This window comes from Paenibacillus sp. FSL L8-0644 (genome assembly GCF_038008165.1).
Lineage (GTDB): Bacteria > Bacillota > Bacilli > Paenibacillales > Paenibacillaceae > Paenibacillus > Paenibacillus polymyxa_D.
Genome location: NZ_JBBOYN010000001.1, coordinates 2366354 through 2391546, shown reverse-complemented (window position 1 = coordinate 2391546; position 25193 = coordinate 2366354). Strand labels below are relative to the sequence as shown.

General features: G+C 46.4%; 29 protein-coding genes. 5 read left to right on the top strand and 24 right to left on the bottom strand.

Annotated elements, in window-relative coordinates:
• Nucleotides 1-93: 93 nt before the first annotated feature.
• The gene (locus tag NSS94_RS11035; RefSeq protein ID WP_029519056.1) at nucleotides 94-720 is read left to right on the top strand and encodes an FMN-dependent NADH-azoreductase; all 627 of its coding nucleotides are present in this window, start codon (nucleotides 94-96) and stop codon (nucleotides 718-720) included.
• 147 nt (nucleotides 721-867) lie between these two features.
• On the opposite strand, the gene NSS94_RS11030 is transcribed toward NSS94_RS11035, so the two are convergent.
• From NSS94_RS11030 to zwf, 8 genes are all read right to left on the bottom strand, one after another.
• Nucleotides 868-1377: a hypothetical protein gene (locus NSS94_RS11030; protein ID WP_029519055.1), complete on the bottom strand. Its 510-nt coding sequence runs from the start codon at nucleotides 1375-1377 to the stop codon at nucleotides 868-870.
• Between the two features lie 173 nt (nucleotides 1378-1550).
• Nucleotides 1551-1706: a hypothetical protein gene (locus NSS94_RS11025; protein ID WP_023988309.1), complete on the bottom strand. Its 156-nt coding sequence runs from the start codon at nucleotides 1704-1706 to the stop codon at nucleotides 1551-1553.
• A 489-nt stretch (nucleotides 1707-2195) separates the two neighbouring features.
• Nucleotides 2196-3281, bottom strand: coding sequence for a lactonase family protein (locus NSS94_RS11020; RefSeq protein ID WP_039273468.1), 1086 nt, complete (start codon nucleotides 3279-3281; stop codon nucleotides 2196-2198).
• Between the two features lie 69 nt (nucleotides 3282-3350).
• A complete protein-coding gene (locus tag NSS94_RS11015) occupies nucleotides 3351-3797 on the bottom strand; it encodes an OsmC family protein (protein WP_069010234.1) in 447 nt (148 codons plus the stop codon).
• 55 nt (nucleotides 3798-3852) lie between these two features.
• Nucleotides 3853-5061 (bottom strand): MFS transporter, encoded by a 1209-nt coding sequence (locus tag NSS94_RS11010; protein WP_039273470.1) that lies wholly within the window; start codon nucleotides 5059-5061, stop codon nucleotides 3853-3855.
• A gap of 380 nt (nucleotides 5062-5441) precedes the next feature.
• Nucleotides 5442-6116, bottom strand: a complete 675-nt coding sequence (locus NSS94_RS11005) for an SOS response-associated peptidase (protein WP_029519050.1) — start codon at nucleotides 6114-6116, stop codon at nucleotides 5442-5444.
• 156 nt (nucleotides 6117-6272) lie between these two features.
• Entirely contained in the window at nucleotides 6273-7166 is an 894-nt protein-coding gene (gene gnd / locus NSS94_RS11000) for a phosphogluconate dehydrogenase (NAD(+)-dependent, decarboxylating) (RefSeq protein WP_341039285.1), read from the bottom strand.
• A gap of 52 nt (nucleotides 7167-7218) precedes the next feature.
• A complete protein-coding gene (gene zwf / locus NSS94_RS10995; protein WP_341039283.1) occupies nucleotides 7219-8721 on the bottom strand; it encodes a glucose-6-phosphate dehydrogenase in 1503 nt (500 codons plus the stop codon).
• Between the two features lie 290 nt (nucleotides 8722-9011).
• On the opposite strand from zwf, the gene NSS94_RS10990 reads away from it, so the two are divergent.
• Entirely contained in the window at nucleotides 9012-9332 is a 321-nt protein-coding gene (locus NSS94_RS10990; protein ID WP_007430161.1) for a winged helix-turn-helix transcriptional regulator, read from the top strand.
• A 142-nt stretch (nucleotides 9333-9474) separates the two neighbouring features.
• Nucleotides 9475-9804 (top strand): hypothetical protein, encoded by a 330-nt coding sequence (locus NSS94_RS10985; protein WP_069010239.1) that lies wholly within the window; start codon nucleotides 9475-9477, stop codon nucleotides 9802-9804.
• Between the two features lie 10 nt (nucleotides 9805-9814).
• Here the strand turns inward: NSS94_RS10985 and NSS94_RS10980 are convergent, their stop codons facing one another.
• The 7 genes from NSS94_RS10980 to NSS94_RS10950 form a co-directional block, all read right to left on the bottom strand.
• Nucleotides 9815-10738 carry an NAD(P)/FAD-dependent oxidoreductase gene (locus NSS94_RS10980; protein ID WP_341039282.1) on the bottom strand — a complete coding sequence of 308 codons (924 nt, stop codon included), beginning with the start codon at nucleotides 10736-10738 and terminating at the stop codon, nucleotides 9815-9817.
• Nucleotides 10739-10973: 235 nt separating this feature from the next.
• On the bottom strand, nucleotides 10974-11576 hold the full coding sequence (locus tag NSS94_RS10975) for a nitroreductase family protein (protein WP_029519044.1): 603 nt from the start codon (nucleotides 11574-11576) through the stop codon (nucleotides 10974-10976).
• A gap of 106 nt (nucleotides 11577-11682) precedes the next feature.
• A complete protein-coding gene (locus tag NSS94_RS10970) occupies nucleotides 11683-11961 on the bottom strand; it encodes a hypothetical protein (protein ID WP_318626614.1) in 279 nt (92 codons plus the stop codon).
• A 130-nt stretch (nucleotides 11962-12091) separates the two neighbouring features.
• Nucleotides 12092-12418 carry a (2Fe-2S) ferredoxin domain-containing protein gene (locus NSS94_RS10965; protein WP_341039281.1) on the bottom strand — a complete coding sequence of 109 codons (327 nt, stop codon included), beginning with the start codon at nucleotides 12416-12418 and terminating at the stop codon, nucleotides 12092-12094.
• 35 nt (nucleotides 12419-12453) lie between these two features.
• Nucleotides 12454-12954 (bottom strand): metallophosphoesterase family protein, encoded by a 501-nt coding sequence (locus NSS94_RS10960; RefSeq protein ID WP_341039280.1) that lies wholly within the window; start codon nucleotides 12952-12954, stop codon nucleotides 12454-12456.
• 24 nt (nucleotides 12955-12978) lie between these two features.
• Complete coding sequence (locus tag NSS94_RS10955) at nucleotides 12979-13413, bottom strand: Rrf2 family transcriptional regulator (RefSeq protein WP_341039279.1); 435 nt, start codon at nucleotides 13411-13413, stop codon at nucleotides 12979-12981.
• Nucleotides 13414-13510: 97 nt separating this feature from the next.
• A complete protein-coding gene (locus tag NSS94_RS10950) occupies nucleotides 13511-13888 on the bottom strand; it encodes a DivIVA domain-containing protein (protein ID WP_023988297.1) in 378 nt (125 codons plus the stop codon).
• Between the two features lie 144 nt (nucleotides 13889-14032).
• Here NSS94_RS10950 and NSS94_RS10945 point away from each other — a divergent pair, with 144 nt between their 5' ends.
• Complete coding sequence (locus NSS94_RS10945) at nucleotides 14033-14602, top strand: TraR/DksA C4-type zinc finger protein (RefSeq protein ID WP_341039278.1); 570 nt, start codon at nucleotides 14033-14035, stop codon at nucleotides 14600-14602.
• 113 nt (nucleotides 14603-14715) lie between these two features.
• On the opposite strand, the gene NSS94_RS10940 is transcribed toward NSS94_RS10945, so the two are convergent.
• The 5 genes from NSS94_RS10940 to hrpB all read right to left on the bottom strand — a co-directional run bounded on the left by NSS94_RS10940 (nucleotide 14716) and on the right by hrpB (nucleotide 21095).
• Complete coding sequence (locus NSS94_RS10940; RefSeq protein WP_029519037.1) at nucleotides 14716-15720, bottom strand: Gfo/Idh/MocA family protein; 1005 nt, start codon at nucleotides 15718-15720, stop codon at nucleotides 14716-14718.
• 19 nt (nucleotides 15721-15739) lie between these two features.
• A complete protein-coding gene (locus tag NSS94_RS10935) occupies nucleotides 15740-16102 on the bottom strand; it encodes a helix-turn-helix transcriptional regulator (RefSeq protein WP_013310011.1) in 363 nt (120 codons plus the stop codon).
• Between the two features lie 315 nt (nucleotides 16103-16417).
• A complete protein-coding gene (locus NSS94_RS10930) occupies nucleotides 16418-17590 on the bottom strand; it encodes an acyltransferase (RefSeq protein ID WP_341039277.1) in 1173 nt (390 codons plus the stop codon).
• A gap of 270 nt (nucleotides 17591-17860) precedes the next feature.
• Nucleotides 17861-18448, bottom strand: coding sequence for a general stress protein (locus NSS94_RS10925; protein ID WP_029519034.1), 588 nt, complete (start codon nucleotides 18446-18448; stop codon nucleotides 17861-17863).
• A 118-nt stretch (nucleotides 18449-18566) separates the two neighbouring features.
• Nucleotides 18567-21095, bottom strand: a complete 2529-nt coding sequence (gene hrpB, locus NSS94_RS10920) for an ATP-dependent helicase HrpB (protein ID WP_341039276.1) — start codon at nucleotides 21093-21095, stop codon at nucleotides 18567-18569.
• A gap of 314 nt (nucleotides 21096-21409) precedes the next feature.
• Here hrpB and gluQRS point away from each other — a divergent pair, with 314 nt between their 5' ends.
• Nucleotides 21410-22405: a tRNA glutamyl-Q(34) synthetase GluQRS gene (gluQRS, locus tag NSS94_RS10915; RefSeq protein WP_341039275.1), complete on the top strand. Its 996-nt coding sequence runs from the start codon at nucleotides 21410-21412 to the stop codon at nucleotides 22403-22405.
• A 64-nt stretch (nucleotides 22406-22469) separates the two neighbouring features.
• On the opposite strand, the gene NSS94_RS10910 is transcribed toward gluQRS, so the two are convergent.
• The 4 genes from NSS94_RS10910 to NSS94_RS10895 all read right to left on the bottom strand — a co-directional run bounded on the left by NSS94_RS10910 (nucleotide 22470) and on the right by NSS94_RS10895 (nucleotide 25169).
• Entirely contained in the window at nucleotides 22470-22844 is a 375-nt protein-coding gene (locus NSS94_RS10910; protein WP_076264218.1) for a DnaJ family domain-containing protein, read from the bottom strand.
• Between the two features lie 124 nt (nucleotides 22845-22968).
• The gene (locus NSS94_RS10905) at nucleotides 22969-23163 is read right to left on the bottom strand and encodes an XRE family transcriptional regulator (protein ID WP_341039274.1); all 195 of its coding nucleotides are present in this window, start codon (nucleotides 23161-23163) and stop codon (nucleotides 22969-22971) included.
• A 116-nt stretch (nucleotides 23164-23279) separates the two neighbouring features.
• Entirely contained in the window at nucleotides 23280-23447 is a 168-nt protein-coding gene (locus NSS94_RS10900) for an aspartyl-phosphate phosphatase Spo0E family protein (RefSeq protein WP_340885134.1), read from the bottom strand.
• A gap of 303 nt (nucleotides 23448-23750) precedes the next feature.
• On the bottom strand, nucleotides 23751-25169 hold the full coding sequence (locus NSS94_RS10895) for a helix-turn-helix domain-containing protein (protein ID WP_208332492.1): 1419 nt from the start codon (nucleotides 25167-25169) through the stop codon (nucleotides 23751-23753).
• Nucleotides 25170-25193: the final 24 nt, after the last annotated feature.

Below are 25193 nucleotides of genomic sequence, written 5' to 3'. Positions count from 1 at the left end.
AAGCGTTGACAGATATTATCTTTATATTGTAATATTACATGGTAACTTACTAACTTAACTTACTTATTCAACTTACTTAGGGGGAAATAAATTATGTCTAAAGTATTATTTGTCAAAGCTAATGATCGTACAGCTGAAGAATCTGCAACAGTTAAATTGTATAACGCATTCGTGGAAAGCTACAAATCTTCCCACCCATCTGATGAAATCACTGAGCTGGACCTGTTCTCCGTCGAGCTTCCTTATTTGAACGCTAACATGATCAACGGCACGTTCAAATCCGCTAGAGGCATGGAGCTGAACGCAGAAGAAGCTCGCCTGGCAAACATCGCTAATGGCTACCTGGATCAATTCCTGGCAGCAGACAAAGTCGTATTTGCTTTCCCGCTCTGGAACATGACGATTCCAGCTGTACTGCATACGTACATTGACTACCTGAACCAAGCTGGTAAAACATTCAAATACACTGCTGAGGGTCCTGTGGGTCTTGTAACTGAAACTAAAGTAGCCCTGTTGAATGCAAGAGGCGGCGTTTATTCCGAAGGACCAGCTGCTGCAGCTGAAATGTCCTTGAACTTCATGAGTAACATTTTAACCTTCTTCGGCGTGAAAGACATCGTGAAGGTTGTACTGGAAGGACATAACCAAGCTCCAGATCAAGCACAAGAAATCGTTGCTTCTGCTGTACAACGTGCAGTAGACACAGCAAAATCGTTCTAATCATATATTATGAAGGGAAGAGGATATCCGCGCCCTATATGGGCTGGATATCCTCTTTTTTGTTATAAAATATAAAAACACGTGCTCCCCTGATCTGTAATCAAGTGAAGCACGTGTTTGTGATATGAGATTACGATTACTTCTATTTTAAGGAATGAATTGCTGCACGATTTTTACAACTTTACCGTCACGAAGCGTAACATGGTATGGAAATTGACTGAGGTCTAGAACGTCCTTTTTTGCAAAATCCTTCTCAAACTGTGTCAGCGGAATCGATTCGTTCCATTGTACGTCTGTATCTTCTATGTTACCCGTGTGATCATAAATCTGCACCTCTACCGAAGCATCTGGTGCAACCTGATACACGTCATTTTGCACGGAATTGTTTACGATGTAGTAGCCATCCGGCGCTCCATCCAATCCTGTATTTCCTTCATGCTCCACAAATGCTTTGTCTGCCGCCGCGCCTTCATACCATTCAATCGGGTCTGCCGACAAATAAATTTGTCCGTCACGAATCTCCATTTGGTTTATATATACGGTCTCCTGATTTTCAGCAGCTGCGACAGGCGTGTAGCCTTGCGCTGTTGCTCCTGCCGTCGTAATCAGCATCATCATTAAAGCCAATACGGTCCATTTCGAAGCTAGTTTCATCATGTCTGATCTCTCCTTGCCGTTTGGGTATGTACACGGTGTCTGTAAGCTTCATTACCCTTGTGTACTTATCATAAACGTTGCACGGTTAAAAAGTGTATCAGATACATAAAAAAGAAGTTACGATTTTTTAAGACTTGGTCTTAAAACTTGATAACATGTCCTATTTATCTTTGCTATCTTAATAACCCGACCTGACGTGCCTGTTCTTCGGTGAGAATAAACTCCTCATTTTGCCATACTTCGTCCTCTTTGGTTACAGCAAACATCCCCATGATCTCTGTCCATATTCCTTTGTCGACGGCTTCCTTTTGTGTAATGATAATTTTCATGAGAATTCCTCCTCCTGTAGAAATACATGCAATCCAACGCTGTCGATTTGTGTGGCCCACTACGCGAACAGATGGTAGGTCAAATATAATACTTTTATTTAAAGCCTCTACCTCTTATATGGAACTCACAATGCTTGTCCTAGATTTACATTATCGGAGTGCTTGAGGGCTTCTTGTCCCGCTTATAACATATGTACCCTTTTCCTACCGATATTATTCGTATCTTATTTGTAACCTTAAAATTTTAGTTTATTTTCGTAGTTAGTGACTTCTTTAGAAATGACTAAGCCCTAAAATAAAAACGGCTGTAGGTTATCCTACGAGCCGTTTTCACTAACAATTTTTCTATGCTTGGTTAATCTATTAGTACCATCAACATATACATATTCAATGGCTGTCAAAGCATTAAAGCAGCGGAGCGTTCGCCTTTGCCCCTGGATTTCTACCCTTGAACATACAAACAAGAAATCTGGGGGCATTTCCTAATTTTTATACAGAAAAGTAAAAAGGCTGTACGCATACTGGCTTGGACACGGTTACTTGTTGCCCGGTGTAGGTCAAGCGTCCACTTGCCTTGTCCACTTTGAACGTAACGATGTTATTGGTGTCGCGGTTGGCCACGAGCATATGGTTACCATTTGGAGTCAATGCAAAATGGCGTGGATGCTCTCCTTCGGCAGATACATGCTCCACCAAGCTCAGCTTGCCAGTTGCTCCGTCTACAGCGTATACCACAATGCTGTCATGCCCACGGTTGGAACCGTACAGATAAGCTCCATCCTCCGAAATTGCAACTTCAGCAGTTGTGTTTTCACCTGTAAAGTCAGACGGCAATGTCGGTACGCTCTCAAGCTCAGTGAGCTTACCAGCCTCTGCATCATATGCAAAAGAAGTAATGGAAGAATCCACTTCGTTAATGACAAAAGCAAATTTACCATTTGGGTGGAACGTCAAATGACGTGGACCTGCACCTGCATGGGTTTTCGTTTCACCATGAAGCACCAGTTGTCCTTTGCTGTCATCAATGGTATAAACACGGATCAGATCCAGACCGAGATCTTGTACGAACAGGAAGCGACCATCTGGACTAAAGAAACTGGAATGTGGATGTGGACGATCCTGACGTTCAGGGTGCGCTCCTTTGCCCTCGTGCTGTTTAACATCCAGCAACTCACCAATACGTCCGTCCTCAGTCAGAGACACCAGTCCCACCATACCTCCGTGGTAGCTGACTACAATAAGGTAACGATCAGATGGATCACGCTGAATGTGGCAAGTTGTTGCACCCACGTTTTCCGCACGATTCAGCAATGTAAATGTTCCTTTAACTGGATCAATTTCGAAAGCAGAAGCTTCGCCTACTTTTGCTCCTGCAGCAGAAGTCGTCTCCCCAATGGAATACAGCTTCCGATTTTTGACGTCCACATTCAGGAATGTAGGATTTTTCAAGCCGGAGAACTCATCCTGTAGTGTAAGTGCTCCTGTCTGTTCATTAAAAGTATACGAATAAACTCCGTTACCTTCCAATTCGGCGTAAGAGCCTGCGAATACGAGCAATTTTTGTTGCGCTGTCATGGTTGTGTCCTCCTTGGATTAAAAAAATGATGGGCAATTAGAATGATTGCTCCTGTTACAGATATCGCTTTAAGAGGCGCGCTCCACCACGGGCTCTGTGGACAACGTCACATTTCCCGCTACAGCACGCGAGATCATGCATGAGGTTTCTGCCTGCTCTGCCAGTCGCAATGCTTGTTCGATCTGCGATTCTGTCGCATCGGCGGCCAATTGAACCTGCGGACGATGCACAATTCGGCGATATGTAAAAATATTGTTCGTTACATCGACAATCCCTTCGGATTTCAGCGCCAGTGACGCCACCGGGAGACTCGCGCGCTCCATCATCGCCGCCAAAGTAATCAAATAGCAGGTAGCGGCGGCACCGAGCAGCATTTCATCTGGATTGGTGCCCACACCAGGGCCTCCCATCTCGGCCGGGATCGAAATTGCAGTCCGCAACTGTCCAGCCTCAATACGACCGTCACTGTTGCGCCCCCCGTTCCAGTCTGCCTTGAGCAGAAAGGTATGCTCCATTTCAGGTCACTCCTCTCTCTTATATTATGAATCTTCACACAGGTGAATGTAAAGGTTAGTCAATCTCTTGATTTTTGGTTTCCGTACCCAGCAACCATACAGCCGCTGCTCCGATCAAGATAGCTACGAAGAAAATCACAAAGATAGATGGTAACGCTACGCCCTGTCCTACGAGTATACCGACTGCAAAAGGCCCGATAACGCCTCCAATACGACCAAACGCAGCCGCCATACCCACACCGGTTGAACGGACGGATGTCGGGTACAATTCTGGTGTATAGGCGTACATGGCTCCCCATGCACCGAGATTAAAAAAGGACAAGCAGATACCAGCAGCTAGCAGCATTCCCGCCGTTTCCGAGGTGCCAAACCAAATGGCAGACACGGCTGTGAGCAGCAAGTAGATGATCAGTACGAATTTGCGGCCCAGCTTTTCAATTAGATAGGCGGCGGTAAAGTAACCTGGGAGTTGGGCAAGCGTCATGATCAGCACATACTCAAAGCTTTTAACCAGTTCGAAGCCTTTCATAAACATAATGCTAGGTAGCCACAGGAACATGCCGTAGTATGAAAATACAACTGTGAACCATAAAATCCACAGCATCAGCGTAGACTTGCGATTAGGTCCCGACCAAATCGAAGCCAATCGTGCACGCAGCGGAAGTTTAACGCTTTGCAGCTTGTAACGCGGTGAATCATCAATAGCTCTACGCAGATAAAGAGCGTACAGCGCAGGTACTGCGCCGAGAATAAATGCCATTTGCCAACCATACTTTGGAATAACAAAATAAGCAATAAGAGCCGAAAGGATCCAGCCTGCCGCCCAGAAGCTTTCCAGCAGCACAACCGCTCTCCCTCGTTCTTTCACAGGCACTGATTCTGACACCAGCGTCGAAGCAACCGGCAATTCCCCGCCCAAGCCTGCACCAGCAATAAAACGCAGCACCAGCAGCATTCCGAGGCCTGTCGCCAAAGCTGATAAGCCGCTGGCAATAGAAAAGATCAACAATGTCCACACTAAAATGGCGCGTCTGCCGTAACGATCAGCCAAAATCCCCGCCATAGCGGCTCCGAACACCATTCCTATCGAATTCATTGCAGTCAGCAGTCCAATTTGCTCAGATCCCAGATGCCACTCCTTTGCCAACGCTGCGACTATAAATGAAAGCAGCCCTACATCCATAGCATCAAACAGCCAGCTAAGCCCTGCACTGAACAGCAATTTTCTTTTTTTGGCTGGTGGTAATGAAGTTAAGTCACTCATGATTCGCTCTCCCTTAAAAATATATCGTATGTAGACGTATATTCAGGTGTCTTGTCACCTGTATCCTAGCATCTATTGTACCGTAAGCTTCCTTAATCTGCGAGCTTTTTAACACAGAAAAAAACGGAAGATTGCCTACGGCAATTCTCCCGCCTTCTGGAACCTGCCACTTACCGGTTTTGGACCAGACCGATGATCGTCACCATGAGCACCAGCAGCTGGATGAGTGTATCGTTACTCATTCCAATCGCCTCCATCCCATATGAGATACTCCTTCGGCCGTTTCCCCTCTCCCCGGATCATGACGCTTGTTCCCCAATACATACCTATGCAGGTGGCGGGAAGCTTATGATCAATAATGGATGAAAATCTCCATACATTTAAGGTTTAATCCAGGACCACTGCAAATCCATTTCCTGAATACATTCACGGTTATCATGTTCATCATTGGCCACCAGCGGGGTCACTGGATAGATGTTCATGTCGCCTTGCTCATACGTGCGCAATAGAGGCAGCAGCTCATCTATGTTCTGGACAGACGGATCCAGCCATGAATCTATATGATCAGCTTCCAAAATAGCTGGCATGCGGGTATCGAATTCACGTATATCCGTATTAGCATGAACTGTCATCATCGTACAGGTGCGTAAAGGCTCCTTACGACTATCATGCCATACTTCATATAGCCCCGCGACCGCAAACATCTTCTGTTCCGGCAGTACCACCCTTACAGCACACATGCGTTTGCCTAATTTTCGCCAATAATAAAATCCATTGCATGGAATGATACAGCGTCGGGTTTCCGCCATCTTGCGATAACTCGGATTTACCCGAACCGTATTCAAATCTGCATTGACACAATCCTTGCCCCAGTAGGGAATAAATCCCCAGCGAAATTCATCAAGTACCCGTTCTCCATCCTGATGCAGCACAATTGGTACATGCTGAGTAGGACTCATGTTATAGCGTGTTTTGTAATAATACATCACCCGTTGTATACCAAAGTGATCCCTCACCTCATCTAAATCAGCCGATAACGAAAACCTTTTGCACATATGCTATTCACCCTTCCGCCTTTTTCACCTATTGTGCGGATATACAAGGAAAAATATGCATATGCAGGTTATGCAAAAATCCAATAAACGCCAAAACATATAGCAATATCCCCGCAGTTGTGAAGCTACGGGGATAGATACTAACTTATATTGTTATTACTTCTTTTCTACCGCGTGACCGCCAAATTCATTACGCAGTGCAGCAACCACTTTCCCGTTGAACGTGTCCGCATCAAGAGACCGGTAGCGCATCAGCAGGGACAAGGCAATAACTGGTGTAGCAGCCTGAATGTCCAACGCTTCTTCAACCGTCCATTTTCCTTCACCAGAAGAGTGCATAACCCCACGGATTTCGTCCAGGTTTGCATCTTTGGAGAATGCACGTTCAGTTAAGCCCATCAACCAAGAGCGGATAACAGAACCGTTGTTCCACACACGCGCTACTTGTTCATAATCAAAGTCAAAGCTGCTTTTTTCCAGCACTTCAAATCCTTCACCGATGGAAGCCATCATGCCGTATTCCACACCGTTATGAACCATTTTCAGAAAATGTCCGCTTCCGGATTTACCTGCGTACAAATATCCATTTTCCACTGCTGTGTCGCGGAAAACAGGCTCAACAACCGCCCAAGCTTCCGGATCGCCACCGATCATATAACAAGCGCCATTGCGTGCGCCTTCCATCCCGCCTGAAGTTCCAGCATCCATGAAGCTGATACCATGTTCTTTTAGACGGGCATGACGAGCAATAGACTCTTTGTAATGAGAATTACCACCTTCAATAATGATGTCCCCTTTGGACAACATCGGTTGAAGCTGATCCAGCACAGAATCAACAATTTGGTGAGGAACCATGATCCATAATACTCTAGGGGATTGAGTTGCCTGTACAAGCTCTTCCAATGTAGAAGCCCCTTTAGCTCCATAATCCTTCATTTCTTGGATTGCGGCTGCATTGACGTCGTAAGCGACAAGTTCATGCTTATGATCAATCAAATTTTTCCCGAGATTCAAACCCATTTTTCCCAAACCAATTAATCCTACTTGCATAGTAAAGGCCTCCTGCCATAGAAACATATTTTGTATATACTTTCTTAAAGTGTTAAGAACGAACGACTGCTTTCTCAGAGCTTTCGGACTTTTCATCCAACCACCATGTAAAGCCTTGCTCCTCTAACAATTGATCTGAAGCTTCTGGACCGTAAGAGCCTGCTGCATACGTGTGAAGTGGAACCTCACCACGAGCAAAAGCTTCCAGTACAGGTTGAACCCACACCCACGAAAGCTCAACTTCGTTCCAATGAGCAAAAAAGGTGGAATCGCCGCGTAGCGCATCAAAGATGAGGCGCTCATAGGCTTCTGGTACATCCTTGGCCTCGGAATGATAATTCATCAGAACCGTCTCCAGTTGACCATTGTTCAGCGGGTCTCTACTGTTCAGACGCAGCGTTACCTTTTCATCCGGGTTAACATGGATGATCAGCAGGTTCGGGTCAGTCGGTTGCCCTTGAGCGGCATAAGGATCTGTGCTGTCCTTTTTGAATTCCACGACGATACGAGTAGATTTTTCTTTCATGCGTTTGCCGGTACGAATATAGAACGGCACACCCGACCATTGTTCGTTGTCAATCCATAGGCGAGCTGAAATGAAAGTATCATTTTGCGAATCAGGTCCGATATTCGGCTCTTCTTTATAGGAAGGAACTGCTTTTCCGTTGATCTCACCGTTGGTATATTGGCCTCTAATCACGCTGGAAGCAATATCAGAAGGATCAAGTGCACGAAGCGCGTCCATAACCTTGCTTTTTTCGTCACGCACCTGGTCAGCCGTGACATGTCCCGGCTTGTTCATAGCCGCCATCATCAATACCTGCAGCATGTGATTTTGTACCATATCACGAATAGCGCCAGAGTGATCATAATATCCTGCTCGCTCCTCTACTCCTACAGTCTCAGAAGCGGTAATTTGCACATTGGCGATGTACTGATTGTTCCATATCCCTTGAAGCAACGGATTAGCGAATTTTAAGGCTTCAAGGTTTTGAACCATGGGCTTGCCTAAGTAATGGTCAATACGATAAATCTCATCCTCAGCAAAGGTTCTGCTCAGGCGATCATTCAGCTCACGTGCCGATTCCAAATCATGCCCAAATGGTTTTTCGATAATGAGCCGTTTCCAACCCTTTGTTTCAGCTAAACCACTCTCCCGAATATTGAGGGCAATCACATCAAAAAATTCCGGTGCCACCGATAAGTAAAACATGCGGTTCCCCGGAATTCCCAAGTCATTTTCACGTTGCTCAGCAAGCTGTAGCAGCTTTTTATAATCTTCCGGGTGGTTGACGTTCAATGCGCTGTAACGGAAAGCACTTAAGAACTGATCCATCTGTGCACGGTCTTCATTTACGTGTCTGGAAAAATCCTTAATGGATTGCTCTACATTACTTTGAAATTGCTCGTCTGCCACTTCACGACGCCCCATCCCAATTACAGAAAAGGAAGCCGGAATTTTACCTTCTACAAACAAATTATACAAGGCAGGGTAAATTTTGCGTTTAGCCAAATCCCCTGTCGCTCCAAATAAGACAAATGTCATTGAATCCATGAAATATTCCTTCTTCCCATTATAAAGATGAGGTTATTAAAAGTTACCTGAGGAATTAACGTAACCCATAATACACCCAAAATAAGGGGCAAGTCAATCAAATTTTAGCGAAATCGTGAACATTCGATATATCCTGTAATGATAACGTTTTCTGTGGTATGATTGACGAAAGGAAAGAGAAAAAAATGTTAAATTTGTCACAGTTGACACAAAGCGTTATAGTTACTATTGGTATACAGAGTTACTTTTAGTATACTGTTTAAAACAACAATGAAATTGAGGGGATTCAGATGAGCGACGACAGGCAGCCTAAGCTTTTGTGCGGTAAGGTGGAACAGTCCTTTCAGATCATCAGCAAAAAATGGACCGCTCTCATCATTCATACTTTGATGGAACATCCCAAACGATTTAGTGAAATTCACGTCTCCATACCCGATCTTAGCAAACGCATGCTGAACGAACGCATCAAGGAACTAGAGCTTTCCGGCCTGATCCTTCGCAATGTCATCACAGAGCGGCCTGTGCGTACCGAGTATTCGCTGACACGCAAGGGTAAAGAGCTAGGTGATGCATTGAATGGTGTGGAGAGCTGGGCCGAGAGATGGCTTTAACTTCTAACAGGAGATCGTCACACATGGTCTCCTGTTATTGTGTTACCCCATGTGGATCATAATACAGACTACAGTACGAAAATAATGGAACAACCACGCAGCAGCTCATGATTTCAGTCTGAGCCAAGGAAGGAAGAGAACGATGGCATTTGGCATTACCCGGCAGGAGCTTATGGCCTGGAAAAGAGAGGTCAGTCGTGGTGAAATTGCTTTTCTGACACATTACTGGCTGGATGATCGCTTTCCAGGCATTACAACCGTCACCAAGGTGGGATGTTCTGATTTGGACAAGCTGCGCTTATGGTGCAACCATAACGGATTGGACCCCCAATATATTCATCAACGTCAGGCCTATCCGCATTTTGATCTTATCGGCAACAAACAGACAGAAATTTTACGTAAGTACGGCATGAGCGATCAATTAAAACGCTTTGAACTTCATCTCCCAACGAGTACACGCCCATCGTTCTAAACCGCAGCTCTCAGAGCTGCGGTACTTTTGTTTTCATACCCGTTAATACCTTGTGTATCCAAATCGCTGACATAGCTCCTTCTCCCATCGCCACAGTCGCTTGCTCGGCATGAACTCCTAAGTCCCCGGCTACCCACACATTTTCCACATTTGTCATTTTGCTGCGAGGATGAGTTTCAATGTGCTTATTATGCAGCAGATGTACACCCAGTTGCTCTGCCAGCTCTGAATGAACATGATTGCTGCCAAAAGCTAAAAAGCCCCGCTCTGCTCGAACTACTTGTCCATCAGCCAGTCGCACTCCTTCAAAACAGCCCGGTTCTCCGGTTATAATCTCAGAAATAGCGGCTTCCTTATAGCCAATCCCTTTTTCCCACAGCTTTTCGCTCAGCTCGTCCGGCACCTCTGAACGCTCATGATTGACATATACAAGTTGATCGGTGCGCGCTGATAAAATCAGAGCCATGGAAGCTCCTGCTTTGCCTGCCCCCATGACGACCGTACTGCGATCCTGAACCTCATAACCGTCACAATCCGGGCACACATATACACCGTTGCCCAAGCAGGCTTGTAACCCATCCAGTTTTGGAAAACGGTCCGTTAGCCCTGTCGCCAACAGCAGCGTCTTTGACGAATACACGGAGCCTTCCTCCACTTGAATGTCAAAAAGCTCATCCCTTTTGGCGGCTTTTACCGCCTTCCCTACAATAAACTCAGTACCTAGTTTTGTGGCTTCATTACGTCCAAGCCGTCGCAGCTCTTCACCAGAAATTCCCTCAGGAAATCCCAAAATATTATGATATTGATGACACAGCGTAGACCGACCATAGCCGGAATCTATTACCAGCACCCGATGACTGCTGTATCTTCCCAATTGAATGGCTGCTTGCAAACCGGCAATTCCCCCGCCAACAATAATGCAATCATAGTTCATCACTTTTCCTCCTTTGAATGCGCGTTATCCTAGACAGCTGCATAAAACCGCAATCACATCTATGTAAACTTCTCATCCAATTTTAAACATAATATCACCCACTAACGGATGAATTAACCGCTGTGTCTGTATATATCAAAGCTTACATATCTTAAAAATGGAATGGCAAAGAGCACTGTAGATACCCACAGTGCTCTAATCAGGCTGAACTTGAAACGTCATTTTATCGTGAAAATTATTTAAATGTTTTTACACGTTCTTCAATAGGCTGGAATTCTTTTTCACCTGGTTGGAATGTCGGTTTACCAAATGGCATTTCAGCAATCAGTTTCCAGTGCTCAGGAATGTTCCATTCGTTTTTCACTTTTTCATCAATCAAAGGGTTGTAATGCTGAAGGGATGCGCCCAATCCTTCTTGTTCCAGAGCTGTCCATACAACCAATTGCAACATACCATTAGATTGGTTAGCCCAGATTGGAAAATTGTCCGCATAGGCTTCGAATTGTTGTTGCAGACCAGCTATCACGTTATTGTCTTCAAAGAACAAGACCGTTCCGTAACCGCTGCGGAAACCGTTCATTTTCTCAGCAGTAGATTTGAATTGTTCTTCATTGCCTACCACTTCCCGCAAAATATCTTCTGTAATATTCCACAGTTTGTCATGATGTTCTCCAAGCAACACTACGGCGCGTGAAGTTTGGGAGTTGAACGAGGTAGGTGTGTACTTTACAGCTTCCTCTACAATCTCTTGAATTCGTTGGTCAGAAATGACCTGTTCTTTGCTAATACCATAATAGGAGCGTCTGTCTTTCAGAGCTGTGAAGAAATCTTTAGTCATTTTGTTACCTCCTGAGAAAAATCAATTACTTTTCGTAACTTAATATACATTGCATATATCTTAAAGTCAAGAGTTTTCTTTTTGAATATTACCAGTTAGTTGATAATTATACGCCACCATTGTATTTTTTCTCACTGGAAGAGGTGTGCTTGGTTGCATCCTTGTCTCTCTCCTCCTGTCTTTCCATCTTCAAATCCTCTACAGGAATGGCGTCTACTGTCTGCTCGATCTCAAAACGGTCGAACAAGCTTTCCTGCTCTGTTGGATACTGCTCTGCATGATCTCGATTGATCGACTGTTCCTGATGTTGAGACTCCGTTGTTCCTTTCCCCGTCTGTCCTTTCTGCTCATTCTGATCGTGCAGGTTATCTTCAAATGGGGCCATTTTACTTCCCTCCCTATCGGATTGGTGTCCACAGTATACTTTTACCTTTCACATCGGGGATTAAACGCAAAAAAGAGAAAATCTCTACAAAGATTTTCTCTACTCATATTCTTATAGATGGTCGATTGGATTATTTCGAGTTGGATTGACCTGTACACTCATAAAAAAGATGAGGTACCAGCCTCTCTCCTGTTACGAGCTTCTGTACCAGTTGAGTCCCCGAGTCGGGGGTCATTTGACCATACCAGTCCCCTTGAGGATAGACGATCACAACCGCAGCATCATGACAACGCCCATTACAGCGAGTTCTGGTCGTGTGGATATATGCCTCTGCATTTTGTTTACGAATTTCATCCCGAATTGCCTGTGTAACTTCTTCACCCTCATGTCGCATACATGTGCCTCCATTGCAAATCAATACATGATGCTTCATTGGTTCTAATTCAAAAATAGCCATAGCTTCCCCTTTAATCAACAGTTGTTGGTTTTAAATCAATGTTTATCTGGATAAAGAACAAGCTGTGCTTCCATCTGACCAGCTTCAATCATCAGCACGATAAATGAATATTCGTCTTGACCGCGTTTGTCCGTCGGAGACCCCGGATTAAGGACAAGCTGACCGTCAATCGTTTTGAGCACCGGAATATGAGAATGTCCATAAATCAGGCAATCCAGCGTTTCTCCCTTAAACGTATTCAATGCGATATTTTCTGTCGTGCCTCGCCAGCCGTGACCGTGAACCATGCCGATTCGCTTGCCTTGGGCTTCAACGATTCGCTGATAGCCTAGACGCTCCACGATGTCCACTCCATCATTGTTTCCGGCAATGCCTTGCACAGGCGCAAATTCAGCTAGACGTTCATATACGAACCAATCCGTCCAGTCTCCGGCATGGAGAATGAGGTCACTGCCTTTTAACTCCTGTACCAGTCGACTAGGCAGTGTTTTGCCTCGGTGCGGCATATGAGTGTCTGAAAGTACGATGATTTTCATATTAATTGCTCCTTACCAGCGTCTTTACACAGATGAACTTTGTTGCCCCACGCGCTGCTGAAGCGCCTGCTCCAAATCTCGCAGCGTAACGGTCTCGAAAAACGCCTGTATTTTCTGCTCTGCCACGGTATATAAACCATCCAACAATGCGTCTATGTTCCTGCCTACCTCACAATTAAGATTGCTATCGGTGTGGATGGCGAACAACGGACCTTCATCCTTAGTCGCTTCATAGATCATTTTCAGATTGATGTTTGAACTGGACATGCTTAGACGAAAGCCGCGTGCTCCAGGCGATGAATCAACCAAACCCGCTTGCTTGAGTCGGCTCATAATCCTTCTCACAACTACCGGGTTTGTATTGATGCTGGAAGCTATAAGTGACGATGTCATTCGCTCCGGTGCCCCTTCAGCCAGAAGAAGCAGACAATGGATACTAACGGAAAAATGGGTACTCATGTTAACCACCTTTATGTGTGTGCCTCATTAAATGTTTGATAAAATACTTGTTTCCATCATACCACAATAGAGGCACCAACACAGTGCTAACTGCACCTTACTCCGGAAAATAGTCATTTTCAGGACGTACTCGCACCTTTAATTGGCGCACACTATATTCCAACTGTTTTACGATATCCTCCAGTTGACGACGGTCAAGTCCATTAAGGTCGGCCGCTGGCTTGGGTGCATTTTTCAAATCACGTATGGTTGCCTGCTGCTCCTGCCACTTGTCCATCAGGTCGGCTATATTCGCATAAAAGCGTTCATAATCCTTGATCACTTCATCCAGAAAGGCATCTACCTCGTCCGGATCATAGCCGCGCATTTTATTCTTAAACTGTTTCTCATGAATGGAGAGCGCGTCCAGCTGAATGCCCAGTTGTTTAAACAACTGCTTTTGCTTATCCAGACGACGCTTCATATGTTCATCCATCGGTTATTCCCTCCTTAACACACTATTCTTTTTATATCACATTCTAGGCTGGGAATAAAAGTCTCTGCTGATTGCCCGGCCCTATGAACGGGTATAAAAGAGCATACGTGTCACTTATACAGACCACGAAGGGGAGAGATGATCATGAATCATTTGAACGATTCGCAGCTTGCAGAGCTGAAACATATGTTGTTGGAGCAGAAAAAGGATTTAGAAAAGCATTTTGAACAAAACGGTCAGGCAAACGCTCAATTGGGAGAAACACTGACAGATTCCACAGGTGAGCTCTCGTCCTATGACAATCACCCCGCTGATATAGGGACAGAAACCTTTGAACGGTCCCGTGATATGGCGATTAATGATTCGCTGCAAGACGAGCTGGAGCAAGTCAATGCAGCCCTTCAGCGGATAAAGGAGGGGACGTATGGAATTTGTGTGGAGAGCGGGGAAGAAATTCCTTTTGAACGGTTACAAGCCATTCCATATACAGCCTATACCGTCGAGCACACGCCAACTCGAGAATTATCGAATGACCGTCCGGTAGAGGAACAGGTCATGACTCCGCCGCCCAAGGGTGCAGGTGAGGTTCGCCAACGGAATGCAGGACGATTTGATGATGCGGGCGCATGGGACGCCGTGGAAAAATACGGTACATCGAACTCACCTGCAACTGCCGCCAAGCGTGATGTCACAGATTATGATGAAAATATGTGATGCTCGAATGCCCAAAGACTTATTGAAATACCTATGTATTTGTCATCTAAAAAAGCAGCTTGTCCTTTTGACAAGGCTGCTTTTTTAGATCTTCTAGGAATACGGTACACCGCTTATCCAATTTCTATCCGTTTCCGACTGCGAGCTGACTCAATACAAGCATCGATCACCTTCATATTGCTCACCGCATCTTCTGGCTCATACGGCAACGGGACACCGTCAAGCACTGCTTTAGCAAAAGCATCCGCTTGCAGTTCAAAAGAATTAAAACCTTTCAGACGTTCCTCACGCGTAACCGAACCGACGTGGACGAAAATTTGCGGTACCACAGACGTTCTTTCCCAGCCGAACATTTTGGGCATCGCAATCGTACCCTTGCTACCGAGAATTTCCATGTTGGAACGATTGGCTGCCCACATGCCACAATCGAAAGTAAGATTGATTCCACCCGGAAATTCCAGCAAGCCGGAAGCCATCATATCGACGTTGTCATGCTCCGGGGAAAATAAGGCATGTACCGTCACTGCCTCCGGCTCCCGATCCAAATACATACGAGCGGCTGATATCGGATAGACACCCACATCATATAGCGAGCCGCCGCCCATGTTTTTATTAAAGCGCACATTATCTGCCTGATCGGTATTGTTAAACGTAAACGTGCAATGGATGCCGCGAATGTCACCAATTTCCCCACTATTGATAATTTCTTTAATTCTTCGATGTTTGGGATGATAGCGATACATAAAAGCCTCTGCAAAGATCACTCCTGCACGTTGACATGCTTCAATCATGCGGCTTGTACCGGCCGAGCTAAGAGAAGATGGTTTTTCACACAAAACGTGCTTCCCAGCCTCCGCCGCCCGAATGGTCCACTCCTCATGCAGATGGTTTGGCAACGGAATGTACACCGCTCCGATTTCGGGATCAGCCAACAGTTCATCATAGCTTCCATAACTTTTTGGAATATCGAACTCCCGGGCGGCCTCAGCGGCTTTATCCGCATTACGACTAGCAATCCCAAGCACTTCTCCGCGTTCGGATTGCTGAATCGCAGGAATTACAGCGATTTGGGCGATCTCCGCAGTGCCTAAAATTCCCCATTTCAGCTTTCTACCCATCATTCTCATCCTTTCGTGGTTAGGAATAGTTGTCTTGTTCCGCTTTGTGCAGCATACCTAAGCAACGGTCCAAATCAGCTTTGACCTGCTTCTTGTACAGTCGGGCTTTCTCCTCCCCATCATCTGTAAAGTGATAGAGTACAATCTCCTGAAAATCCACGCGCGGGTCTGTTCCTTTCAATCGCTTGGTACGGTAAAAAACGCCTTCCTGTACCAGCTCATGCAGCGCCCGGTAAACTTCGCTCTGAGGCGGAACATATCCAAACCCACTAAACTCATCCTTCATCGATTCGAGCATCTGATATCCATAACCGCGATGCCTCTCCACCATTGTGATCAGATAAATTTTGATAAAAGCCCGCTGGGATATCATAAACGCCATTTCACAGCCTCCTCCACACCTTATTCATACACCTTACCTTCCATTATAAACCACTCTGCGTCCATAGACTATTTCCTTTGATGATATGAGAGCTTATGAGAACTCTCCATCCCTTGTGACCTGTTTTAAGATGGCGAGAGATATAGAATGAGGCGATATAGAGTAGTGTGCGAAGTGCTGAGAAATGAGTTTATGGTTTACTATTATGAACTTTTCATATGTTGAAATAATATAATATAAGTTAAAAAAGTATCCCTTGGCCTTATTTCTTGGCTTTGGGATACTCTTGTGAACATATGTGATTGGATTATCAAATCAAGCTTGCTTTTGTACGGCTGGCGGACTCCCAGTCGGGCGAGGACGAACCCGAAGCCCCACGATCCATTTGCCCAGAGGCAAACGTGCCAGCAGCCATGTTCCGGCAACGGAAAAGATCATACAGAGAACGAATGAAGCCAGCATACGAAGAACGTGGCTCCAGTCTGCAAACAACGTCTCGTCAAAATAATAGGTCACACGCAGCATAAAGGCATGCATGAGATACGCTCCATAGGACAACGTTCCGATGGCCGTCAGCATACTCGCCGTACGTCCCCCCTTATGAGCAATCCACGTCGCTACCCGATAAGCTACAAAAATAGACGCGACGCAATATACAGCCATGACCGGACGCAGCAGAGACAAATAGTTAAAGGAAAGAACTGTACCTTGCGGTGTCTGGAACTGACCGATCATCTCATACAGCAAGTAGCCAGTAATTACGATAAACAACGGCCAGTATATCATTTGTGCTTTGGTTACCCATGCATTCCAACGCTTGACGTTCATCCCGGCTGCCGCTCCCAGCACAAAATAAAAGAAAAAGTAGATCACATTCCGGTCAGCGTACAGGGTAAACCAAGAGGTAATGACCGGAAGCTGGAGCTTATCCATCGCTTGGTATACGGGTCCAACGGCGAACATGAGCAAAATATATAGCACGCCGAATACAGCCAATGCAGCGGGTCGCCATGTTGATGGCAGTAGCGCAGACAAACGACGGACAGCATAACGAAACACAGGAAATAACACATAACATTGAATAATCATTACGATGTACCACAGATGATAGCTACTTTTCCCGTTCAACAGCTTCTGGAAAAAATCCAGCGGGTGAATATATCCTCCACTTTGAGCAAGCTGATTTCCCAATTCGTATAAAAGAGACCATATGATATAAGGAACGATGATGTCCAGGAATCTTTTACGTAAAAACGTTCCGTACTTTAAGGCTCCATCATAATTGTAAAATAGCACCATTCCAGTGATAAATACAAACACAGGAACTGCAAATTTGGAACACAGCAGTAAAAGTGTCATCAATACCCCGTCCTGGACGCGCGCCCCCTGCGCAACCGCATAGTGTGCGACGGAATGCTGAAGAACAACGGCCGCAAAAGCCAGCCCTCTCAGCAAAGCGACTTCGGAAATTCTCTCTTTTTGACTCATGCCACTCTCCTGTTACATCTAGCAATTTATAAATCCAGGATTTTTTCAAAATCCTCAATCTATTATAACGACAATTCTGTAAAAATATATAGAAGGTTAAACGTGCCAACGGCAAGCTTAGCATCATTTATCTCAGATTTATTCTATGATCCACAAATATGTAAAAACAGCAGTCCTCCCTCTCGGGGAGACTGCTGCTGTAGAAACAACCCATATACAAAGGAGATAGGAAAGCCTGTTAAATCACGTTCTCAACTAGCCGTTAGGTTTTTACAGGTTCCTTCTCGTATCTGTGTATGCATCTGTACGCGGCGTGTCTGCCAACGTATCATCATACGTTCTGTAACGATCCGCATTCAGCGAACGGTTGGTGCGGAAAATATCATAAACATCCCTGTTATGGTCAGCGGAGTCCACCAGCACTAAAATCTTGCCCTGATCGACGTAAGTCTCGTATTGACGTGCATCATCTTCCGGAATACCCAGCCCGACCAGTCCACCGACCAAGCCACCTGCTCCCGCTCCGACAGCTGCTCCGGTAAGGGTAGCCGCGATAGGTCCAGCAGCGAGGATTGGTCCGATACCTGGAATAGCCAAGGCCCCGATGCCCGCCAGCAACCCAGCAACGCCGCCTACAACGCCGCCGGTAGCCGCACCGGTCGCTACACCCTCCGGTGCTTTGGTGCCTGTCTCTTCACTAATCGTCCTCAACTCGTCACGGTCACGGGTGATCACAGAAATTTCACTGCTTGGGATTCCTTTGCTCTGCAATTGTCCTATCGCACGAGATGCTTCCTGCTCTGTATCAAAAACACCAACAATCTTCTTTTCATTATAATCGTTTAAGTTATTAGCCATGATAGTTGCCTCCCAATATTTTAGTGTTGAGTGGTTCGTTTTTCATTACCCCGCTATTATGACGTTTAAACGATTTTACAAAAATTCAAAAAGTCGATTAGCATAAAACAGCTTCTATTTAACGCTTTGGCTTTGCTCTGTTGGTCGCCACAGCTTCCAGTGGATCATCCGGCCAATAATGCTTGGGATATCTGCCTTTCAGGTCCTTTTTGACTTCAAAATAAGCCTCCCTCCAGAAGCTAGACAAGTCGGATGTCACTTGGACAGGTCGCTGGGCAGGTGACAGTAAATGCAATACAATGGGCACACGTCCGCGTCCAATACGAGGCGTATCCCTCATACCGAACAATTCTTGTAGTCGTACGGCCAGCGCTGGTGCCTCAGGATTCGAATAATCGACAGGAATGTGGGAACCGCTGGGTACACGGATATGCGTCGGCGCTTCCTGATCAAGCTGCTGCCGCTGTTCCCAGTCCAGCCTGCCAAGCAGCAATGCAGCACTGTCCAGCCGTTGCAGATCGGATACGTTTTTGGCTCCTAGAGCAAAAGGCAACAGCCACGATTCCAGTGAATCCAGCAATGCCAATTCCGTGCAGTCCGGCCAGTCTTCAGGCGCTGAGAAGTGCATAAAAATCAAACGAGCCTGCAACTGGAGGTTTTGCCGATTCCATGACAACAGCTTCAGACCGCGTTCACGGACACCCTGCATCAAGGCGGCAGCAACTTCCTCTGCCGGAGGTCGCTCATAGGACGTTTCCTTTAAGACGAGTGAGCCCAGTCGCAGTACCTTGCGGGCTCTCACTGCTGAGGCGGAGCTATCCCAGTATACGCTGGCTTGTTCCAGCAACAAATCGCTGCAATGCTGGGTCAGCTCTTGCAGTTCAACCGGTGCCGCCAACTGAATGGCACCATCTGCTCCCTCGTCGTCCACTTCGGCGGCGACGAGATAGGATGAACGCGACATCCACTCCACTTGTCGGAGTCGCGTCCCTCGGCCGCCGCTAAGCAAAAAGCGGCCATCCCCCCGGCCCTGCGCAATCCGGTCCGGATACGCAAAGGCCAGCAGCAGCCCGCAGGCCGAGGAGCCGTCAGGCTCGTCCTGCGCTGCGGCTGCTGTCGGCAGCGAGGCTAGCAACTGCCGGCTCTCTTGCACGATACGGCGAATCACCGTATCGTCTGCCGTTCGCAGCAGGCTGTGCGTGCTGCGGGCATGGGTCGCCTCGCGCAGGGCATCCAGCCGCGGGCGCAAATCCGTTCCGCCATGGGCGCGGAACGGGTCCCGCTCTTGCAGCAGCGCAGCCAGACGGCTGGCGGTTGGTGCCAGGCAGAGTGCCGCAGCACGCAACAGCATGTGCCCGAGGCGCGGGTGCGTGCCCAGGGCGGACACCTCGCGCCCATGCGCGGTAATGCCGCCTGTAGTGCCATCGGCTGCTGCATCCAGACAGCCGAGCTGGTGCAGCAGACCTGTGGCCTGGCCGTACGCGGCCTCAAGTGGGGCATCCAGCCAGGCCAGCTCGGCGGGCTCGCGCACGCCCCAGGCCGCCAGCTCCAGCGCGAGCGGGGCCAGATCCGCTGCCGCGATTTCCGGGCGGCTGGCATCGGGGAGCGCTGCATGCTCCTGCGCGCTCCACAGCCGGTAGCATACGCCCGGCTGGAGACGCCCCGCCCGTCCGCGCCGCTGGTCGGCTGAGGCCTTGGACACCTTGACGGTAGTCAAACGGCTCATGCCAGTTCGCGCGGAAAACACCGATTCCCGCGACAGTCCGCTATCGATCACCACCGTGATCCCGGCGATGGTCAAGCTGGACTCGGCAATCGCGGTGGCCAATACAACTTTTCGACTGCCCGAAGCCGATGGTCGTATTGCCTCATCCTGCTGCTCCAGCTTCATGCTGCCGTACAGCGGAATTACTTTGACGTGTGCTGGTAAATGCTTTGAAGCCAATTCTCGTTCCGTTCTATGAATTTCTCTGGCCCCTGGTAAAAACACCAGCAGATCGCCTTCATGAGCATGAAGCGCCTTTTCTACTGTCTCAGCCGTAAAGGACTCTAATGAGGTTGACGAAGGCTTGGACATATGGAAGGTTTCTACCGGAAATACGGTGCCTGGACATTCCAGTAATGGCGCATCCCCTAATAGTCTACATACAGGCTCTGCCTCCAAGGTGGCAGACATGATCAATATCTTCAAATCCGGTCGCAGCAGCGCCTGGCTTTGCAGGGCAAGTGCCAATCCCAAGTCTGCATGCAGGCTGCGCTCATGAAACTCATCAAACATAATCAGCCCGACTCCCTCCAACGCCTGATCATGTTGCAACATCCGGGTGAGTACGCCTTCCGTAACCACCTCAATCCGCGTGTTTGGCCCTACTTTTGTATCCATGCGAACCCGGTAGCCCACGGTCTTTCCGGTGGGCTCTCCCAGCGTTTTTGCCATTTGTGCTGCTGCTGCACGTGCTGCCAAACGCCTCGGCTCCAGCATAATTATCTTTTGCCCTACCAGCCACGGCTCATGCAGTAGCTCCAGCGGTGTTACCGTCGTTTTCCCCGCTCCCGGCTGTGCAATCAGTACCGCCGCCGAATGAGATTGCAGTGTATGTTTAAGCTCGGGGATCACTTGCATAATAGGCAGTTGTTTATCTGTCAATGAAATCTCTCCAATGATACGCTTGATGCGTAGAATCTAAGTTTTAGTTCTTTTATTATTGTGAATTTTTCATTACCTGTAATTATTGAATAGAAAAGGTTAAGCTGCCCTCTGGAACTTCTCCTCGGTCTGCCATACATAATTCTTCTAAATCTATTATACAGATATTTAAATTTCCCGTCTGATCATCGCGGCTATGTATGCTTCGTCTTTAGCTTCTATACCTATCGGGATGCACTCACGGCAAGATCGTTTTATAATATAGTTGATATGGATTGCTGAAGGACGGAACACAGAATCGAGGTCACTTTCGTATGGAATTACAGGCCCAACCCATCAGAGGGCGATTTGCCCCAACACCATCGGGATGGATACACTTAGGAAATGCTCGTACCGCCTTATTATCCTGGCTGCACGTTCGTTCCCTGGGCGGAACCTATATTTTGCGCATGGAAGATATTGATATGACGCGAGCTCGCAGCCAGTTGGCGCAAGGGATAATGGAAGATTTGCGCTGGATCGGTCTGAACTGGGACGAAGGACCCGACGTAGGCGGTGCCTACGGTCCCTACACTCAAAGCCAGCGGCTGGATCGCTTCCAATCTGCATTGGAGAAGCTACAGGGGCATGATTTGCTATATCCTTGTTTTTGCAGTCGGGCTGACATTCTGGCTGCCTCTCATGCTCCACATGGACTGTCTGGTGAAGGACCCGCATATTCAGGGGCATGTCGTAATCTTAGCTCTCAAGATGCCGTAGCCAAAGCACAGCATAAACTCCCTTCACTTCGCTTTAAAGTACCGCAAAGTCCAGATGCCGTTATTTCGTTTCATGATCAGGTAGCAGGTCATGTGACCTTCGGTGCGGCAGAAGGCGGCGATTTTATCGTCAAACGAGCGGACGGCATGTTTTCCTATCAGCTGGCTGTCGTTGTCGATGATGCGGATATGCATATGACCGACGTACTCCGCGGGTATGATCTTCTCGATTCAACGCCCCGTCAGCTATTGCTGTACCAAGCTTTGGGCTTGCAGCCGCCACGTTTCGCACACGTTCCCCTTGTCCTAGGCCCTGATGGACGAAGGCTGGCCAAACGACATGGTGGCGTAGCACTCCGAGCCATGCGTCGACAAGGGGTCTCACCGGAAGCAGTCATTGGCTGGCTCGCCTATTTTTCAGGGCTGCTGGATTCACCCGAGCCTGTGAAGGCAGTAGATTTAATCGATGACTTTCATTTAGACAAACTGCCCAAAGAATCCGTCATCCTGACGAAGCAATGCCTCACGAGATTATCTGCACTGCAACGGTAATGAGGTAAAGCACGGAAATCAAAGTGTACGGGCAAGGGCATTCCGTCCTTTGCTCCGCTCGTCTCTATTCCTCCAGTCGCTTACGCATAGCGGACTCATATTCATAAAATACAGATGACGTATTCAGCCCTCTTTCCTCCAGCAGCATACGGAGACGAAGTGATTTTTCAGTCAGCCTGCGACTGATCCGCTGTTGCTCTCCTGCCTCATGGCAAGCGTGAAGCAAATCACGTAGCTGGACACATTCCTTTTGTAACTGAAGCTCTTCCGGTAAAATGCCTGCATTCTTCAACAGCTTGTACGACATCCGCAGCTCCTCTGGAACATGTGACAAATCCTCGATCACCAGTGGCTTGCCCTCTCCCGGTAAATGATCAAACTCACCTTTGGCCATCGCCTCGGCAATCTTCTGCTCTGCCATTCTGGAGAACATCCCCATCGCCCCTTTCCACTCCTTGTATTAAACATCCTATGTACAATCTATATTAAAGAAACCTGGAGTCCTTTGCCACTGTAGCTTACATATCATTAGGATGTCCTGTATCCATAAAGGAGAAAGAGGGTTATTCTTCGATCCCAAGCAATTGACATACTTGTACTCTATATTTTTTGGCCTTACGTGTTCCATGAATGAGATTAGACAAGCGACTAGCAGGAATATGGTAGGTATCACAAAATGTTCTCTGATCCATTTGAATTTCAACTAGCTTTTGTTTGATTCTCCAGCCGAAAGGAGTTACAGGATTTCGTTTGTTCAACAACGCTACCACCTCTTCATAGTATAGGATTTAGGATTTAGAATTTTGATTGGGGTTTGGAGATTGGAGATTGGATTTCACGCTCTTCCTTCAGCAACATGTCATGAACTCATTTGTTAAGATTTCATTTTGTATATTTGGTATTGATTCAATAGTTCATCCAGTTTCATGGATTGTTCAATCACTTTGGGATGCGTTAAAAATCCGTATTTCTTCTGGACTTGGTACAGTTTTTTTCTGGCCCGTTCGACACGAAGTAAAGTCACACCTGGATTCATCAGCATGATTCCCCCTTCTGTGTCATATCTTAATGCAAAACGTAAATTTTTGGTTTTTTTTAAAATACGCTTAACAAAAAAAGTGCTTCTGGAATATTCCAGAGGCACTTTTTGTCGGTATATGTTTATTTTTAGTTGGTTTCAAGTTGTTCACAGGGTAGTTTCAATCAACAACACCACCCATTAACAAAAAAGTTTAGTGAATGTTAATTCTTATTTTACCTTTAAGCACCTCCAATAGTATCGTTAAGCTGAATAATATGGTGTTGGTTATAATCATGATTAGGTACAGCCACGATAAATAAAAAGCTAGCTGCGACGATCAGAAGAACCATTTTTCTTAACATTGTCTAACCACACCTTTTCAATGAAATTTAAAAACTGCGTCTTTGTTTCATGTGCTGCATTCATTCTGAAATGTAAGAATAATCCCATGCAGTTTATAAAATAAGTTTCATTATTTATTATATGTGACTTTAGCATTGCATACATCAAGTGTTTAAAACCATCGTTATACCTCCCTTGATGCAAATAGTAATAAGCTAACTCGTATCCAAGACGTGCAAACTGTTCTGGTATCACTTGTTGGGTATACATATCAGATGACGGATTGTGTTGGGCAAATAAGTCAATTTTCTTTTTAAACCTTCGAAGTATATGATCTACATCTATACTATACTGGTTTGCCGCCGACATAACATTCAACACTTTTGTAACCATTTCTTTTTCAGAAGCATCTGGCGATGCAGCAATATATTCAACATAATTGTTTAGTACACTTATATCTCCAGATAATAGTTTATAGGTGTAGATATTACCTTCTGCCCAATCTTGAAACTGTTTAATCCAATGCAGAGTATCCTCGTCAGTCTCTTTGACCCAATCTAAATTAGCATAGGCGTATGTATATTCTAATGCCTGCTCATAATCGCCTTTGGCCTCATATACACTGGCACACAGTAAATCAGAATATGTAATGTACACAAACAATGGACGGCTCAGCCTCTTTTCAATTTCCGCAGGCTTTCGTTTTTTCTGCTGATGCTCTAATGTATATTGGATTTCCGCTTTATCTCTCATTTTTCGAGCAGTCACATCAAGCCGATCCCATAAACGCAAAGAACGATACACATTCGCCAAATCTTTTAGCGCATCAAGTTGGTCTATTTCATCCAGGCGTTCCACGAAGGGTTCAAATAGCGTTGCTGCCTTGAGATTACGGCTTTGGTCGTCTCCAACTTGAATCGAGAATATACGATATTGGCAGGTGGCCAAGCGTTCAGAATGCTGATATTTCTCCACTTCTGCGACATTCTCATAGAGAGGCAGCGCAGCAGCATGTCGTCCCTGTTCAAATAATGCTTCTGCAACATCAAATAGCCTGGACGCATACAGCGGATTATCCATGATATGCCCTACCATTCGACGGATTGCATCCAGCTTGTCCAGTTCTGCACAACGATACAATAATGGCTCGATTCGCCTAAAATTCGGGGAAAGATCAATGATGTAATTTTCTATGTATAGGTCATAAAAATAGCCTTCTGGCAAATCCATAGCCACAGTAATTCGGTCCAGCTGCTGTACGGAAACAGGACGATGCTGAGTAATCCAATTACTAAGCGTTCTTTGATGTACCCCTGAATATTCGGCAAATTGACTCAACGTCATATCATTTTGTTTTAGATAATACTCAAACTCCGCTGAAATCGTAGGTGTATGCTTCAAGTCATAACCACCCTTCACATAAAA

Coding starts and splice junctions, on each gene's coding strand:
- NSS94_RS11035 (WP_029519056.1), top strand. CDS start 94: ATGTCTAAAGTATTATTTGTCAAAGCTAATGATCGTACAGCTGAAGAA.
- NSS94_RS11030 (WP_029519055.1), bottom strand. CDS start 1,377: ATGATGAAACTAGCTTCGAAATGGACCGTATTGGCTTTAATGATGATG.
- NSS94_RS11025 (WP_023988309.1), bottom strand. CDS start 1,706: ATGAAAATTATCATTACACAAAAGGAAGCCGTCGACAAAGGAATATGG.
- NSS94_RS11020 (WP_039273468.1), bottom strand. CDS start 3,281: ATGACAGCGCAACAAAAATTGCTCGTATTCGCAGGCTCTTACGCCGAA.
- NSS94_RS11015 (WP_069010234.1), bottom strand. CDS start 3,797: ATGGAGCATACCTTTCTGCTCAAGGCAGACTGGAACGGGGGGCGCAAC.
- NSS94_RS11010 (WP_039273470.1), bottom strand. CDS start 5,061: ATGAGTGACTTAACTTCATTACCACCAGCCAAAAAAAGAAAATTGCTG.
- NSS94_RS11005 (WP_029519050.1), bottom strand. CDS start 6,116: ATGTGCAAAAGGTTTTCGTTATCGGCTGATTTAGATGAGGTGAGGGAT.
- gnd (WP_341039285.1), bottom strand. CDS start 7,166: ATGCAAGTAGGATTAATTGGTTTGGGAAAAATGGGTTTGAATCTCGGG.
- zwf (WP_341039283.1), bottom strand. CDS start 8,721: ATGGATTCAATGACATTTGTCTTATTTGGAGCGACAGGGGATTTGGCT.
- NSS94_RS10990 (WP_007430161.1), top strand. CDS start 9,012: ATGAGCGACGACAGGCAGCCTAAGCTTTTGTGCGGTAAGGTGGAACAG.
- NSS94_RS10985 (WP_069010239.1), top strand. CDS start 9,475: ATGGCATTTGGCATTACCCGGCAGGAGCTTATGGCCTGGAAAAGAGAG.
- NSS94_RS10980 (WP_341039282.1), bottom strand. CDS start 10,738: ATGAACTATGATTGCATTATTGTTGGCGGGGGAATTGCCGGTTTGCAA.
- NSS94_RS10975 (WP_029519044.1), bottom strand. CDS start 11,576: ATGACTAAAGATTTCTTCACAGCTCTGAAAGACAGACGCTCCTATTAT.
- NSS94_RS10970 (WP_318626614.1), bottom strand. CDS start 11,961: ATGGCCCCATTTGAAGATAACCTGCACGATCAGAATGAGCAGAAAGGA.
- NSS94_RS10965 (WP_341039281.1), bottom strand. CDS start 12,418: ATGGCTATTTTTGAATTAGAACCAATGAAGCATCATGTATTGATTTGC.
- NSS94_RS10960 (WP_341039280.1), bottom strand. CDS start 12,954: ATGAAAATCATCGTACTTTCAGACACTCATATGCCGCACCGAGGCAAA.
- NSS94_RS10955 (WP_341039279.1), bottom strand. CDS start 13,413: ATGAGTACCCATTTTTCCGTTAGTATCCATTGTCTGCTTCTTCTGGCT.
- NSS94_RS10950 (WP_023988297.1), bottom strand. CDS start 13,888: ATGGATGAACATATGAAGCGTCGTCTGGATAAGCAAAAGCAGTTGTTT.
- NSS94_RS10945 (WP_341039278.1), top strand. CDS start 14,033: ATGAATCATTTGAACGATTCGCAGCTTGCAGAGCTGAAACATATGTTG.
- NSS94_RS10940 (WP_029519037.1), bottom strand. CDS start 15,720: ATGGGTAGAAAGCTGAAATGGGGAATTTTAGGCACTGCGGAGATCGCC.
- NSS94_RS10935 (WP_013310011.1), bottom strand. CDS start 16,102: ATGGCGTTTATGATATCCCAGCGGGCTTTTATCAAAATTTATCTGATC.
- NSS94_RS10930 (WP_341039277.1), bottom strand. CDS start 17,590: ATGAGTCAAAAAGAGAGAATTTCCGAAGTCGCTTTGCTGAGAGGGCTG.
- NSS94_RS10925 (WP_029519034.1), bottom strand. CDS start 18,448: ATGGCTAATAACTTAAACGATTATAATGAAAAGAAGATTGTTGGTGTT.
- gluQRS (WP_341039275.1), top strand. CDS start 21,410: ATGGAATTACAGGCCCAACCCATCAGAGGGCGATTTGCCCCAACACCA.
- NSS94_RS10910 (WP_076264218.1), bottom strand. CDS start 22,844: ATGGGGATGTTCTCCAGAATGGCAGAGCAGAAGATTGCCGAGGCGATG.
- NSS94_RS10900 (WP_340885134.1), bottom strand. CDS start 23,447: ATGCTGATGAATCCAGGTGTGACTTTACTTCGTGTCGAACGGGCCAGA.